The sequence below is a fragment of the Salinicola salarius genome, from assembly GCF_003206135.1.
Taxonomy (GTDB): Bacteria; Pseudomonadota; Gammaproteobacteria; order Pseudomonadales; family Halomonadaceae; genus Salinicola; species Salinicola salarius.
The window spans coordinates 18364-34277 of the sequence record NZ_PZJT01000011.1 but is presented as its reverse complement, the minus strand read 5'-3'; the positions used below and the strand labels follow the sequence as shown (position 1 = coordinate 34277).

The following is a 15914-nucleotide window of genomic DNA, read 5'->3' as shown; positions in this document are numbered from 1 at the left end:
AGAGAGACCGCCGACGCAGCCTCCCGAATTGGCATATGAATTCGACAGTGGCGGCGAATCAGCCCACCGAACCTTCCAGCGTGACGTTGAGCAGCGCCTCGGCCTCGACCGCAAACTCCATCGGCAGCTCCTGGAAGACATCCTTGCAGAAGCCGTTGACGATCATACTTACCGCGTCCTCTTCGTCGATCCCGCGCGCGCGGCAGTAGAACAGCTGATCGTCGGCAATCTTGGACGTAGTGGCCTCGTGCTCGACGGTGGCGGTGCTGTTGCCGATCTCCTGATAGGGGAACGTGTGGGCGCCGCACTGGTCGCCGATCAGCAGCGAATCACACTGGGTATAGTTGCGTGCGCCCTTGGCCCGCGGCCCTATCTTGACCAGACCGCGGTAGGCCTGGTCGCTGCGACCGGCGGCGATCCCCTTGGCGACGATCGTCGAGCGGGTATTCTCGCCGATATGGATCATCTTGGTGCCGGTGTCGGCCTGCTGGCGACCGTTGGTCACCGCGACCGAATAGAACTCGCCGATGCTCTCCTTGCCACGCAGCATGCAGGAGGGGTACTTCCAGGTGATGGCGGAGCCGGTCTCGACCTGCGTCCAGCTGATGCGGGAGCGATCGCCACGACAGTCGCCACGCTTGGTGACGAAGTTGTAGATACCGCCCTTGCCTTCCTCGTCGCCCGGATACCAGTTCTGCACCGTGGAGTACTTGATGTAGGCGTCTTCCAGCGCGACCAGCTCGACCACCGCCGCGTGGAGCTGGTTCTCGTCACGCATCGGCGCGGTACAGCCTTCGAGGTAGGAAACCTGCGCCTGCTTGTCGCAGATGATCAGCGTACGCTCGAACTGGCCGGTATTGGCGGCGTTGATCCGGAAGTAGGTCGACAGCTCCATCGGGCACTTGACGCCTTCCGGTACGTAGACGAACGAGCCATCGGTGAAGACCGCGGAGTTGAGCGCGGCGAAATAGTTGTCGGCCTGCGGCACTACCGTCCCCAGATACTGGCGCACCAGTTCCGGGTACTCGCGAATCGCCTCGGAGATGGAGCAGAAGATGACCCCGGCCTCGTGGAGCTTCTCCTTGAACGTCGTGGTCACCGATACCGAATCGAACACGGCATCGACGGCCACCCCCGCCAGCGCCGCCCGCTCGTGCAGCGGAATACCCAGCTTTTCGTAAGTTTCCAGCAGCTTGGGGTCGACCTCGTCCAGGCTCTGAGGGCGGTCTTCCGGCTTCTTCGGCGCACTGAAATAGGAGATTGCCTGATAGTCGATGGGGGGATATTCGAGATGCGCCCAGGACGGCGGCGTCATCTTGAGCCACTGGTGATAGGCTTCGAGACGCCACTCGAGCATCCATTGCGGCTCTTCTTTCTTCTGGGAAATGAAGGCGATCGTGCTTTCATCCAGGCCCGGCGGCACGGTATCGCTTTCGATGTCGGTCACGAATCCCTGCTTGTATTCGCGACGGACCAACTGCTCCATCTCTTCGCTAGCCATGGTCTTCTCTCCTCTCCACCGAGAGTCTTATGACGAAGACGCAGTCCCGAACAGACACGAGAAGCGGCAAGACCCTCACCGCGACTGCACCTGCCATTGCCACGTCTTCTTAATGTTCGCGCACTGCCCCGGTCGTCGAGGGCAACGTCACGCTTTGGATCGGTAACTGTACCGGCAACTTGAGCGGGCCGGACTGAGCGAGATGCGCCAACGTGACACAGTCGAGCAGTGTCCGTATCGCCTGTGACACCCGCTGCCAATTGTCGGCGACGCCGCAGGTATCCATCAGCTCGCAGTCTCCGTCGGCATGGCTGCACTCGGTCATGCCGATCGGCCCCTCGATGGCGGCAATGATGTCGCTGGCGGTGATCTCCGCCGGCGACCGGGAAAGCACATAACCCCCATGCGAACCGCGACGCGACTCGAGCAACCCGCTCTTGGAAAGCATCTTTAGCGTCTTTCCTACCGTGGGATGAGGCAGGCTCACGCGTACCGCCAGTTCGGCTGCCGTATGCGCCTGCTCGGGATCCCGTGCGATCTGCGCCATGATCACTGCCGCATAATCCGTCAATTTCGATAGTTTCAGCATGCCTTGATGCCCTCTCGATCCTGACAGCCGCTATATAGGACCATTTTAGTCCTCTTTAACCACGCTGTGAACCCTTGGTCTCGCCAGCGAATCGCGGCCCCACCTGCCTGGCAAGCGCCCCGGCGCCGATCGGAACGGGGAACCCGTTCACAGGCAAGCGATGTCGTTGAATTACGCAACATCAAAAGAACACAAAAAGAAAAACTCGGAAAACTAAGATTCTCAATCACACCTTTAGTAACTAGAAGTTACCAAAACCGCTTCAGGACGCCTTTTTGGCGTCTCCAACTCGAGACAAGGGATGTCGTCATAAAGTCACACGCTGTGCAATAGAACGACACTAAAGCCGCATTCTCGTTTACATGAGCTTTTTCTTAATTGGAACGAAAGGCACTTTGACACTAACGTTGTCCCTGTATTTCGGAAACACTGTTTGTCATTAGCTGTAAAGAGGCGAGGTCCTAAAGGCCTGTAGAATCAATCACTTGACATCCTAATAAAAACTAGCCTCGCGATATGGCCGGCTTTTGTAATTCCTGTCGCCGCCATTACGCGATGCTTTGCAGAACGTAAGTCTTTACAGCAAATGACAGTTTGCCGTGTTCAACACCAATGAATGAATGCCAGTGATTGGCAGATCGAGTGGCCGACGCCACGGGACAGCTCGTGAATGTCGGACACATAACGATACGAATCAGCAAGGAGAGCCATCATGCGGATTACCATTTTTGGAACGGGTTATGTAGGTCTCGTTACCGGAACCTGTCTCGCCGATGCCGGCCATGAAGTCATGTGCATGGATGTCGACAGCGACAAGATCGCCGGTCTCGAGAACGGCATCGTCCCTATCTATGAGCCCGGTCTGGAAGCATTGATCAAACAGAACGTGGCCGAAGAACGCCTGCTGTTCACCACCGACCCTGCGGTGGCGGCCAATTTCGGCACCCTGCAGTTCATCGCCGTGGGTACGCCGCCGGACGAAGATGGCAGCGCCGACCTGAAATACGTCCTCAGCGTGGCAGATACCATTGCTACCCACATGCAGGAGTACAAGCTGGTCATCGACAAGTCCACCGTGCCCGTAGGGACGGCAGACCGTGTCACTGACGCCATTTCCCGCCGGCTGCAGCAGCGCGACGTGGACATCCCCTTCGACGTCTGTTCGAACCCCGAGTTCCTCAAGGAAGGTTCTGCCGTCGAAGATTTCTCGCAGGGCGCACGCATCATCATCGGCTGCGACTCTCCTCGCGTCGAACCGCTGATGCGCGAGTGCTACGCCCCCTACAACCGGCGCCAGGAAAAGCTGATGTTCATGGACATCCGCAGCGCCGAACTGACCAAGTACGCCGCCAACGCCATGCTGGCGACCAAGATCAGCTTCATGAACGAAGTGTCGAATCTGGCCGAGCGGCTCGGCGCCGATGTCGAAAACGTGCGCCGGGGTATCGGCAGCGACCCGCGCATCGGCTACAGCTTCATCTATCCCGGCTGCGGCTATGGCGGCTCCTGCTTTCCGAAGGACGTCCAGGCGCTCGCTCGCACCGCCAGCGGCGTCGGCTACGAGGCGGAACTGCTCAACGCGGTCGAGGCGGTCAACTACCGTCAGAAGGCGAGTCTTTTCACCAAGCTGTCCCAAGCGCTCGACGGTGACCTGCAAGGCAAGACCATCGCCGTCTGGGGGCTGGCGTTCAAACCCAACACCGACGACATGCGCGAGGCCCCGAGTCGCGAGCTGATGGAAGCGGTATGGGCAGCCGGCGGCAAGGTTCGTGCCTACGATCCGGAAGCCATGAAGGAGTGTCAGCGAATTTACGGCGAGCGGGACGACCTGGTGCTGACGAAACGTCGTGACGACACCCTCGAAGGCGCCGATGCGCTGGTCATCTGCACCGAGTGGAAAGCCTTCCGCACCGTCGACTTCCGCCGCCTGCGCGAGCAACTGACCACGCCAGCGATCATCGATGGCCGCAACCTGTTCAACCCGGAAAGCGTGCGTGCCGCCGGCCTGCTCTACTTCGCGGTCGGTCGCGCCGACTCGCTTCGCATCTCCCAGCCCACCGAGGCCCCCGCGCCGTTGGCGTCACAGACCGAGCGCAGCGGCCCGGGCATCGCCTACACGCTATAACGCGCGATGCCGTCGGCGGCGGCAATGACCGCCGCCGCCCCGATTTCCGTCACGGTCCAGGCCAGTGCCATTGCACGGGCCTACAGGAAATCAAGCGCTGTCTGAAAAATCGACGAGCGATAGCCAGACAAGGCGCAACGACCGTAGGGAGCAACAGCCGAAGGCTGGCCCGAAGGGTAAGCGTAGCGAATCAAGATCGGCGAAAAAGGACCGGGCTGGCGTCCCAGTTTACGCGGAGTAAATGAGCATTTTGAGCCGATTTTTAACGCCGTATGGGTGAACGCTGACATTTTTCAGACAAAGCGTAGCGTCTGCTCGGCGGGTTCGGCAGACCCGCAAGGGACGACGTCAAAGAACGACTCCAAGGACACCCCGATGAGCCATATCAACTACACCCGAGCCAGGCCCAGCAAAGCCTCAGTGGCGACCGAAGCAACGGTCATCCTGCTGCTGGCGGCGCTGACCCTGCTGCTGGTGACCCATCTGCCGGGCGAAGTCTTTCACCCCGGCTCGAAGAGCTTCATCTTCGCCGTGGGCCTGATAGGGGCCTGGCGTTACTCGTGGTGGTTCGTGCAGGCGGTACGCTCCGTCTGGTACAACCGCCGCATGTTTCCTCGGCTGCGGGCCGAGGCTGATGCCGTCGGCGCCAGAGAGACGCCGGACGCGCTCTATATCCTGTGCACCTCGTTTCGGATCGACACCGAGGTCACCTTTGCCGTCTACGACGCGCTGATTCGCGATGCCGCGGACTACGGCGTGCCGACGACGCTGTTCGCCGCCATCGCCGACCGCAGCGATGTCGACATCATCGACCAGGTGATGGAAGAACATGGCTGGCCCGACAACGTCAGTGTCCGCTATATGTTCCAGAAAGGTGACGGCAAACGCTCGGCCATGGCCGAGGTACTGCGCGCCATCTCCCGCTGCATGCCGACACACCGCTCGCTGCTGGTCAGCATGGACGGTGACATCCGCATCGAACCCGGCACGCTGGAACGTTCGCTATCGTTCTTTCTGGCCAAGGATGACCTGGGGGCGATCACCACCAACAACAACGCGGTGGTCATCGGCAACGATGTGACCAAGGAGTGGTACGACCTGCGCTACGCCCAGCGCCATCTGGTCATGAGCTCGACCTCGGTATCCGAGCGACTGCTCGTCCTGACCGGCCGCTACAGCGCGTTTCGTGCCGATCTCGCCACGGAGCCCGAATTCATCGAGCTGGTCGAGAACGACCACGTCGAGCACTGGCGTTTCGGCAACTTCAAGTTCCTCTCCGGCGATGACAAGTCGACCTGGTTCTGGCTGCTCAAGCATCGCTGGAAGATGCTTTATCTCCCGGATGTCTACGTCACCGGCTTCGAGGAGCTGCCCGAGCGTCGCCGATTCTTCAAGTCGACGCTGGATCTGATGCGCCGCTGGTTCGGCAACATGCTGCGTACCAATGGCCGTGCCATCGCGCTGGGGCCAAGCCGCATGGGCTGGTTCACCTGGTGGAGCCTCGTCGACCAGCGGCTTTCCATGTGGACCACGCTGATCGGCCCGACCATCGCTATCATGCTGACGCTGTTCGTGCGCCCGTCGTTCATCTTCGCCTACCTGCTGTGGATCCTGATGACCCGCGGCCTGACCAGCCTGGTACTGGCCTGGCAGCGCGGACGCTGGAGCGCACTGTGGGTGCCGATGCTCTACTACAACCAGCTCAGCGGCGCGATCCTGAAGACCTACGTCAGCTTTCGCTTCAACCGTCAGAAATGGTCACGTCAGGGCATTTCCGCCGGCGAGCCCGACGATCCTCGCGCAGCCCGTCGTCAGCGACTGGGTGGCCATTTCATCCACGCCCTCTACCTGGGCGGGCTGATATTCGTGCTGGCCGTCTTCGGCGGCATCATGGCCCCGGCCGACCGCCTGTCGATCGCGGCGATGACCGGCGCCCAGCCGGAGACGCTCGAGGAAGACGCCGCCGACAATCGCTGGCTCGCATTGACGCTGGCCGACGCCCCGGAGGGCGGCAGCGTTCATCTGCCCGCCGGCCACTACCGGATCGATGCCCGATTCAACGACCAGGTCGCCTCGCTGGACAGGATTCGCGGCACCAGCCTTCACGGCTATGGCGACCCGGACGATCCGACCACGCTGGAAGTCGGCACCGGACTCGCCTCGCAGATCCGCTCCGGCGACACCACGCTCGCCAGCGCTGGCAAGTTCGACTGTGACGCCCAGCAGCCCTGTCAGATTCAGCTTGCCGGTCACGCTATCCAGCTGACGGCGCTATCGCTGTCGCTCGAAGGCAGCCACATGGAAGACAACGCGCTGGCACAGAACCGCCAGTAGCCAGGGAATTTCAAGGAGACTTCACCATGTCAGATCACGATCGCCAGTCAGGCCATGACAACGAGACACGCCGGGATCCGGATCAGCTGCGCCATGAACGCCGCGACGAGCGCCGCCATGTCCGCGTCGAAATGCCCTTCAACGTTCGTCTGGGGGATGATCGGGTCGTCAAGGGCCACGATCTCTCGATGGGAGGCTTTTCCGCCGAGACCTCGATGCATTTGGAGCGCCACCGCGAGATCCCCGTTGCGCTAATGCTGACCGCCAGCGGTGTCGAGCTGGCCCTGCCCGCGATGGCGCGCCCACTGCGCGAGATCGGCGACGCGCGCCAACAGCGCGTCGCGTTCGAGTTCACCCAGATGGAACCCCGCCAGCGCGATATTCTGCGCCGGGTGATTCGCGCCCAGATGAGCGGACGCCACGTCAGTCTCGATGGCCTGGTCGACCCGCAGGATGCCCAGACACCCCGCAAGCGCCGTGGCAACGTCGCGACACCGGCCACCAAGCCCAAGCGTCGCGTTCCCATGTTCCGCTACCTGGCACTGCTCGTCGCCGCGGGCGTCTTGACGGCGGCAGTGGCCGCGACCGTCTATCGCAACGTCTTTCTGATCGAGCCGAGCTTCGCCGCGGTAACGGCGCCGCGGACGGATATCCTGGCGCCCGGCGCCGGCCAGTTGAAAGACCTGGAACTCAACGCCGGCGACAAGGTCAAGCGCGACCAGCCGCTGATCCGGGTCAATAACGCCGAACTCCAGAACGATCTGCTGCTGTCCCAGGCCTCGTTCGACTACAACAAGCGCCTGATCGACAACCTCCAGGACAGCCTCGACGATGCTGGAAACCACAAGGTCAGCGTGGCGACATCCTCCAACCCCGCAGACGGCGAGCTGGGTTACGAGACCCTGTCGCCGGAAATCGCGAGGACACGGGTAGAGCAGTTCGAGACGGCCCGCGACTACGAAAGTTCGCGTATCGATGCCTACAAGGCACGGGTATCGGCCAATACCATCTACAGCCCGTGTGACTGCGAAGTGGCCTGGGCACTCAGCGCTGCCGGCGGCACCTACGTCAACGAAGGGGACCGTGTCATGACGCTGGTCAGCACCCACAACAACGACGTCATGGTCGAGGCGCTGGTGCACATGGACGATATCGGCGATATCGAGAACCACCAGCAGGCCTATATCGCCCTGCCCAATGCCTCGGAGCCGATTCCCGCGCGTGTGCGTAGCGTCGCACTCGATGTCGAACGCCAGCCGCGTGCCGGCTTCCCGGACTGGGTGCGCCAGCAGCAGAACGTGGCGAGCGTGCTGCTGGTACCGGAAGAGACATTGCCGGCCAGCGCCGTGGGTACGCCGGTCGATGTCCGCTTCACCGAAGCGCCGATGCTCGACACGGCCGCCGAGTGGACCTACCAGGCGGGCCGCGCCATGTATCAAGGCGTTCAATCGTTGTGGACGAGTGCCGCCGACGGAATGAAAAGCGCCATGAACTGAGCCTTCGACTGGCCGTCGCGTGAAGCGACCGTGAAGCGCTACCGAAACCCATCGCAAACGAACTTGCCGAGGAAATGACCATGACGCGATCCCAGCTCGACAATGCCAACCGCCGCTCATTGCGCCTTTCGGGCACGGCGGCACTGCTCGCCGGCGCGTTGACTGTCGTCTCCCTGCCCGCGCAGGCCGCCAGTGACGGTGATCTCACCCGGCCCCAGGTGTCGGCCTGCTCGACACGCTACGCCCCGGTACACGCCCCGGGCATGAACATCCCGGCCAATGCGGATCCCAAGGCCTGGGTCAAGAGCGGGCTCGATGCCGAGCGACGCTGGGGCGAACAGAACCTGCAGGTGCTGAGCAACGAGGAGAGCGGACTCGACGCGCCCGCCCTGCGTGTCAGCTACCCGCAAGGCAGCTCGTCGCCCAGCGATGCCAAAGAAGGCGGCGCCGGTTTCGTGATGCCGGTGCCGGCGCTGCGTCAGGCCGATCGCGCCTGCCTGCGTTACCAGGTGCGTTTCCAGCCCGGCTTCGACTTCGTCAAGGGTGGCAAGTTGCCCGGCCTCTACGGCGGCGACGGCCCCACCGGCGGCGACGAGGTCACCGGCAAGAACGGCTTCTCGATGCGTTTCATGTGGCGCAAGCAGGGTCAGGGCGAGCTCTACGAGTACGTCGCCAATAAAGACGCCGACTACGGCGAATCGGTCGGCCGTGGCCGATGGCGCTTCACCCCGGGACAGTGGGTCAGCGTGGAGCAGGAGATCGTGCTCAACGATCCCGACCGCGACAACGGCATTGCGCGAGTCTGGATCGACGGCCAGCCGATTCTCGAGCAGCAGGGCATCGTCTATCGCACCACTGAAGACGTGCATATCGACGGCCTGATGTTCTCGACCTTCTTTGGCGGTCACGGCAGCGACTGGCGCACGCCGCGTCACCAGGTCGTCGATTTCGCCGACTTCACCCTGATGACCCCCAGGGCGTGATCCATCCTTTCGACAGGGAGTCGATTTTCATGAAACGGACGTCACTCGCAGGCCGTGTGGGCCTGCGTCTCACTCTCACGATGCTATTGGGCGTAACCGCCTTGGGGCTGACGCTTTCGGCCCAGGCGATGAGCTACGAACAGCGCCAGAAACTGGATCTGTCGGAATATACGGTCACCGATCCCGATGCCTCCTATTTCGACGTCAAGGCACGCATGGCCTTGCTGCAGCAGACGGACAACGATCTGCTGCAGTACAACAGTGATCAGCTCGAGCCCGGTCCCAGCTGTCAACAGGAGCTGTCCAAGCCGGCGCTGGACAGTGTCATCCGGATTCCCGGCTACTATCCGCAGCCCCAGGCCTGGAAGCTGGCTTCCGAGCCACTATTCGATTTCGAGGACACCGTCTCCAATCTGGCTGGCGCCTACGTCGCCTCCGGGGATGACTACTACGCCGACTGCCTGGTGCGGTTTCTCGACAAATGGGCGACTCAAGACGCCTTGAGCCAGTTCTATTACGACCGTCTCGAACCCCAGGGCTGGTACTCGACCGAGTCGATGATGTTTGCCGCCGCCATGGCCTACTCCATCGTGCGTCCGGTCGTGGCGGACAAGCGTCCCGAGGCGATCGAACGCATCAATCACTGGCTCAACACGCTGGCCCACCAGCACTCGTCCATTCGTGGCGGAGACCCGAGCTGCTGCAACAACCACTTCTACCGTCGAGCGCTCTACGCCAGCATGATCGGCGTACTGACGGACGACGACGAGCTTTTCCAGTTCGGTGTCAGCGCCGTCTACTCGGCGCTCAGCGACATGACCCCGCGCGGGGCCTTGCCCCACGAAATGGCTCGTGGACGACGCGCCAGCCACTACCAGAACTATGCCCTGCTGTACCTCGTCAACATCATGCAGGTGGCCTACCGCCAAGGCTACGACCTGTTCGACTTCGAGTACGACGGCCATACCGTCGACGATGCGGTCCAGTTTGCGCTGGACACCTTCGACGACCCGGCAGCGCTGGGTGACCTGGCGACCCACTCCCAGTACTACGGCTTTCTGGACGACGAGCAGTACCTGGCCTGGATGGAGGTCTATCTCCAGCACCGAGAGGATCCGAGAATCTCCCACTACGTCAGCCAGAAGCGACCCATCGACAACCGCAGTGCCGGGGGCTACGTCACCCTCTACTTCATGGATCCGAAAGCCCAGCCTCGCGCGCTGCCGGAACCCGAAGAGCAGCAACTCGCCACGTTCGAACCCGATACCTGATTTCGCGCCCGACGCCTGATTTCGCCCCGAGGCTCGAGTTCGAGCCCTGCCACGGCCTCGGGATCCGACGATTCACTGTTCAGGACCGTTCCAGGGACGGAACGGCTCCGACCCAAAGGAGACTCGCATGACGATATCCACTCGCACTGACCTGCTGCCCCTGTCACGCCGGCCCACTAGCCGATTCATACCGGGCCTGGCTTCGGCCCTGGTTTCGGCCATCATGCTGACCGCCTGCGCCGGCCAGGGTACCCAGGACATGCAAACCGTCGCCGCCCAGGATCGGGCGCTGTTTGCCCATCGCTACGTCGAGTCGATGCCTTCGACCGACTGGAACCGCATGGAATACATCCGCAATCTGCAGGCCGAGGGCCAGAGCCTGAAGGCCATCGAACTGCTCAAGCCCATGGCACGGACGCACCCCGAAGCCCTTTACGAGCTGGCGCGAATCTACGATGACGGCGCCGGCGTCCCCCGCAATCCCGAACTGGCCGTTCACTACTATCGCCAGGCCGTTCCCTATGAATTCAGCGGGCTCGACAACGCCTCGCTGAAATTGGGACGACTCTATCTCGCCGGGGACGGCGTCAAGCGGGACCCCGCCCTGGCCTGGAATCTGTTCCAGCAGGCCATCGACCACGACGGCAACCCCAGCGCTCGCATCGAGGTCGCCGAGATGCAGCTGGCAGGCGAAGGCGTGCCGCGTGATGTCGATGCCGCCCGCGAACAGCTGGAAAAGGCAGCGGCCCAGAACGAGCCGCGCGCCCTCGAGAAACTGGCCGAAAACTATGCCGCCGGCGGTGCTTTCGGCAACGACCCGAGCCGGGCACGGGCCTATGCCGAGCGTTATGCGCAGGCAATGACCTCGCGCGCCGAGAGCGGCGATGTCGATGCCATGCTCGCGCTGTCGCGACTCTACGCCGAAGATGGCCTGCTGCCCCAACCCGAGCGTCAGCAGCAGTGGTTGAACCGGGCAGCCGAAAGCGGCGACCCGCAAGCGCTGGCCGCCGCCGGCCATCTGCTGCTCGACCGGCAGGATCCCTCCGAAGGCCTGAGCATGCTCGAACGCGCAGCGCAAACCGGCAACGTGGATGCCGCCTACTGGCTGGGTCAGGCTTATCTGGGCGAAGGCCAGGTCGAAGCCGATCCGGCGCTCGCCGAAAAGTGGCTGACCAAAGCCTCGGAGCAGGGCCAGCTCGACGCCACGCGCAGCCTGGGGCAAGCCCATTTCGACGGCGTGGTGTTATCCGAAGATCCCCAGCGAGGCATTCAACTGCTGGAGCAAGCCGCACAGCACAACGATGCCTACGCCCTCGCCCTGCTGGGCAACATCTATCTCGATAGCGACAAGGTCCAGGCACAGCCGCAGCGTGGCGTCGAATATCTCAAGCGCGCCAATCGGCTCGGCCACCCTTACGCCACCGCTCGCCTGGGCGAGGCTTATCTCAAGGGAGAAGGCATGCCCGCCGATCCGGTTCAGGGCGTTGCGTTGCTCACGGATGCGGCCAACCAGAAACAGAGCGGCGCCGCGCGTACTCTGGGTATCGCATATATGGATGGCACCGGCCTGCAGCGCGATCCGGCCAAGGCGCAACGGTGGCTGAACCTGGCCGTCGAACAGGATCCCACCGACACCACGTCGAAGACACGGCTCGGCCAGGGTTACCTGGAGGGCAAGCTTCCCGGCGCCAGCCACCAGGGCGTGAAACTGCTCGAAGAAGCCGCTGACCAAGGTGACGCCTACGCCATGGTGGTGCTCGGTCGCGCCTACCGCGAGGGGGTCGGTGTATCGCCGAACCTGAACCGCTCGGAACTGTGGCTCCAGCGGGCTGAGCGTGCGGGCCACCCATCGGCACGACAGGCGCTGGCTCGTACCTACCGCGCCAGCGGCGAGCAAGGCAATATCGACGACCTGATCCGCGCGGCCAATATGGGCGAAGTCCCGGCCATGGCGGATCTGGGCCGGGCCTATCTGCGCGGCCAGGGCGTCCGCGCCAGCTACGCCAGCGCACGCAAATGGCTGTCGAAAGCCGCCGATGCGGGTCACCCCGGCGCGACGGCCTCGCTCGGTCAGATGTATGCGGAAGGATTGGGTGTCGGCGTCAACAAGAGACGCGCCGCAGGCTATTTCGAACGAGCGATCGCCGCCGGCCATGTCGGAGCCCAGGCCGATCTCGGTCAAATGCTGCTGACCGGCGACGGCATCCCCGCCGACCCGCAACGTGGCGTCAGATTGCTGACCCGCGCGGCCAACGCCGGGCATGGTTCCGCGGGCGTAACGCTCGGCGAAGCCTATCTCAACGGCACCGGCGTCGCCGCTGACCCGGAGCGTGGCGTGCGCTATCTCTCCCAGGCAGCGGAACGCGGTGACGACAACGCCCAGCGCGTACTGGGGCTGGCCTACCTCGAAGGCAACGGCGTCGACGCGGACGCCGACGAAGCCGTGAGCTGGCTTTCCCGTTCGGCGAGCAATGGCAATGCCTCCGCGCAAGCGGCGCTGGGCTCGGCCTATCTCGAAGGCCAGGGTGGCGTCACCCAGGACATCGACAAGGGCAAGCAGTTGCTGACCGCCGCCGCCGAGACTGGCCATGCCGGCGCCGAGGCCGCACTCGGACGCGCCTATCTCAGCGGAGAAGTTCTGCCGCGGGACCCCCACAAGGGCGCGGAACTGCTGGTCGATGCCGCACGTCAGGGGCACCGCTCCGCTCGCATCTCGCTGGCTCAGGCCTTTCTGCAAACGCGTGGCGTCGAGTTCGTCAATCAGCAACAGGCGATGATCTGGCTCGACGGTGTCATGGAAGGCGACAGCGAAACCGCGATCGATACCCTCCAGGATCTGCTGGAGAATCCCGAGGCGGCTACCGCTGCCGGGGATGCATCCTCCACATGATTCGATATCGCCAAAGACAAGCGCTGGCACTGGTACTCGCCGCGCTGGCGCTCCCGACCCTGGCGCCGGTGGCAACAGCCGGAACCACGATCCCCGAGGCCGCGACGGACATCGCGGCTTCGGCCGTGATCGACCGGGCCGAGAGCGAACGCCGGAAACCGCTCTACAGCGTGGTGAACAAAACCCGGCTGCCGGCCAGCGAAGACGCCCACGACTACTTCAGCTTTGCACCCTACTGGTGGCCGGACCCGGACAGTGACGATGGCCTGCCCTACGTGCGGCGTGATGGTGAATACAATGAAGCGACGCTCGGCGATGCAACCGACAAGCAGCGCCTGATCGATTTCATCGACACCGTCAACGTGCTCTCCTGGAGTTACCGCCTCACCGGTGACGAGCGCTATGCCCAACGCGCCGTCGCGCAACTTCGCCACTGGTTCGTCACGCCCGAGACACGGATGGCCCCCAACCTGCGCTACGCCCAGGCCATACCGGGACGGGTCGAAGGGCGCGGCATCGGCATCATCGAAAGTCGGCTGCTGATCGGCCTATCCGAATCGATCCGGCAACTGGCGCCCTCCCCCGCGCTGACCGACGAAACGCTCGGCCCGCTGAAGCAGTGGTACGGCGACTATCTGGACTGGATGCTGACGAGCGAGAACGGCCGGAAGGAGCATTCCAAGCGCAACAATCACGGCACCTGGTATGACGCGCAGGTCGTGGCCTTTGCCCGCTTCGTCGGTCGCCCGGCCCTGGCCAAGCGCCAGTTGCATGAAGCGCTTGACCGACTGGAAGCGCAGTTCGAGCCCGACGGGCGTCAACCGCTGGAGCTGAAACGAACCCGGCCATGGCACTATGCCAATTTCAATCTGGCAGCCTGGTCGGTGATGCTCCGCGAAGCTTCGGCGCTGGGGCTGACCTGGCCGGAAGAGGAAGCGGATCGGACGCGTCTGGCGGCCGCCTATCGCTGGGTCGCCGATCATGCGGCCAACCCCGATGACTGGTCGTATCAGGAACTTCACGGTTTCGATCCCGCCATTGCGCTCCCCAATCTGGTGACAGCGGCGCGTCATCGTCTGCTGCGAGACGACAGCCTGCTGCAAGACAGTGGCCGTATCGGACCGCTCTTCCAGCGCTGGGTACAGGACCCTGATCGTGACTCGGCCATGGCGGCAACGGCGTTGCTATCCTTGGCGAAGGCGCCCACTGCCCTCCCTTGAACGAAGATGGCCCGCTGCCAGGGCAGCGGGCCATCTTCTGTCATCTATCGACTTCTCTATCGATAGACTGCTTTATCGATCGATTGCTTCACCGTCCGATTGCTTCACCGTCCGATTGCTTCGCCGAGTGACTCGGCGCGAGCGATCAATCAAACGGATTGCGCAGCACGATCGTCTCGTTACGGTCGGGGCCGGTAGAGATGATATCGATCGGCGTACCGACTTCTTCTTCCAGGAAGGCGATATACGCGCGCGCGTTCGCCGGCAAATCCTCGACGCTACGCACCCCGATGGTGGATTCGTTCCAGCCCGGCAGATCGTGATAGAGCGGCTCGATCACTTCGTACCCTTCGGAATCGACCGGATTGTCGATGGTTTCGCCATCCTTGCTGCGATAGCCGACGCAGACGCGGATGTTCTCGAGCCCGTCGAGCACATCGAGCTTGGTCAGGCAGATGCCGGAGACCGAGTTGATCTGCACCGCGTGACGCAGCGCCACGGCGTCGAACCAGCCACAGCGGCGCGCACGACCGGTGGTTGCCCCGAACTCATGCCCTTTCTCGGCCAGGTGCCGGCCGAATTCGTCGAACAGCTCGGTGGGAAACGGGCCGGAGCCGACGCGCGTGGTGTAGGCCTTGGTGATGCCCAGCACGTAGTCGAGGTAAAGCGGGCCGACCCCGGAGCCGGTCGCCGTGCCGCCAGCGGTCGTGTTGGAGCTGGTGACGTAGGGATAGGTGCCGTGGTCGATATCCAGCAACGAGCCCTGAGCGCCCTCGAACAGGATGTTTTCGCCGGACTTGCGGATATCGTGGACCAGGGAGACCGTGTCGCAGACCATGGGGCGCAGTTCTTCGGCAAAGCCCATCGCCTGATCCAGCACTTCCTGGAAATCGACGGCCGGTTCACCGTGATAACGGGTCAACACGAAGTTGTGGTAATCGAGCACCTCGCCCAGCTTGGAGGCGAAACGCTCGCGATGCAGGATGTCACCCAGGCGCAGGCCGCGACGCGCGACCTTGTCTTCGTAGGCCGGTCCGATACCGCGTCCGGTCGTACCGATCTTGGCAATGCCGCGAGCCTTTTCACGCGCCTGGTCGAGGCGCACATGGTAAGGCAGGATCAGCGGACAGGCCGGCGACAGACGCAGGCGCTCGCGCACCGGCACGCCCTTGGCCTCCAGCTCCTTGATCTCCTCCATCAACGCTTCCGGCGACAGCACGACACCATTGCCGATCACGCAGATCTTGTCGTCGCGCAACACGCCGGAAGGAATCAGATGCAGAACCGTCTTCTGGCCGTCGATCACCAGCGTATGGCCGGCATTGTGCCCGCCCTGGAATCGCACCACGGCACTGGCGGACTCGGTCAACAGGTCGACGACCTTGCCCTTGCCCTCATCGCCCCACTGAGTACCCAATACGACTACGTTCTTGCCCATTGCTCTCGTCTCTTGATCAACCCGTCGCGATCCGGTCGTTCGTCGCGATCCATTTGCTGTATCCACG

At 63.0% G+C, this 15914-nt stretch carries 10 protein-coding genes; 7 read left to right on the top strand and 3 right to left on the bottom strand.

Features of this window, described 5'->3' with window-relative positions; translation table 11 throughout:
- Positions 1–58: 58 nt before the first annotated feature.
- Together sufB and DOM32_RS11695 are read right to left on the bottom strand one after the other, a co-directional pair.
- Positions 59–1501 carry a Fe-S cluster assembly protein SufB gene (sufB, locus tag DOM32_RS11700; protein WP_071233243.1) on the bottom strand — a complete coding sequence of 481 codons (1443 nt, stop codon included), beginning with the start codon at positions 1499–1501 and terminating at the stop codon, positions 59–61.
- Positions 1502–1610: 109 nt separating this feature from the next.
- On the bottom strand, positions 1611–2090 hold the full coding sequence (locus DOM32_RS11695; protein WP_071233244.1) for an SUF system Fe-S cluster assembly regulator: 480 nt from the start codon (positions 2088–2090) through the stop codon (positions 1611–1613).
- 712 nt (positions 2091–2802) lie between these two features.
- Between DOM32_RS11695 and DOM32_RS11690 the strand changes: the two genes are divergently transcribed.
- From DOM32_RS11690 to DOM32_RS11660, 7 genes are all read left to right on the top strand, one after another.
- Entirely contained in the window at positions 2803–4215 is a 1413-nt protein-coding gene (locus DOM32_RS11690; RefSeq protein WP_083387505.1) for a UDP-glucose dehydrogenase family protein, read from the top strand.
- A 375-nt stretch (positions 4216–4590) separates the two neighbouring features.
- Positions 4591–6549 (top strand): glycosyltransferase, encoded by a 1959-nt coding sequence (locus tag DOM32_RS11685; protein WP_110634696.1) that lies wholly within the window; start codon positions 4591–4593, stop codon positions 6547–6549.
- A 26-nt stretch (positions 6550–6575) separates the two neighbouring features.
- Positions 6576–8045, top strand: coding sequence for a PilZ domain-containing protein (locus DOM32_RS11680; protein WP_110634693.1), 1470 nt, complete (start codon positions 6576–6578; stop codon positions 8043–8045).
- A gap of 80 nt (positions 8046–8125) precedes the next feature.
- A complete protein-coding gene (locus tag DOM32_RS11675; RefSeq protein ID WP_157957074.1) occupies positions 8126–9028 on the top strand; it encodes a polysaccharide lyase in 903 nt (300 codons plus the stop codon).
- A 29-nt stretch (positions 9029–9057) separates the two neighbouring features.
- Entirely contained in the window at positions 9058–10299 is a 1242-nt protein-coding gene (locus tag DOM32_RS11670) for an alginate lyase family protein (RefSeq protein ID WP_071233247.1), read from the top strand.
- 127 nt (positions 10300–10426) lie between these two features.
- Positions 10427–13189, top strand: coding sequence for a tetratricopeptide repeat protein (locus DOM32_RS11665; protein ID WP_110634686.1), 2763 nt, complete (start codon positions 10427–10429; stop codon positions 13187–13189).
- The gene (locus DOM32_RS11660) at positions 13186–14409 is read left to right on the top strand and encodes an alginate lyase family protein (protein WP_110634683.1); all 1224 of its coding nucleotides are present in this window, start codon (positions 13186–13188) and stop codon (positions 14407–14409) included. The genes DOM32_RS11665 and DOM32_RS11660 overlap by 4 nt, the downstream gene beginning before the upstream one ends.
- Before the next feature lie 145 nt (positions 14410–14554).
- Here the strand turns inward: DOM32_RS11660 and DOM32_RS11655 are convergent, their stop codons facing one another.
- A complete protein-coding gene (locus tag DOM32_RS11655; RefSeq protein ID WP_071233250.1) occupies positions 14555–15847 on the bottom strand; it encodes an adenylosuccinate synthase in 1293 nt (430 codons plus the stop codon).
- Between the last annotated feature and the right edge of the window lie 67 nt (positions 15848–15914).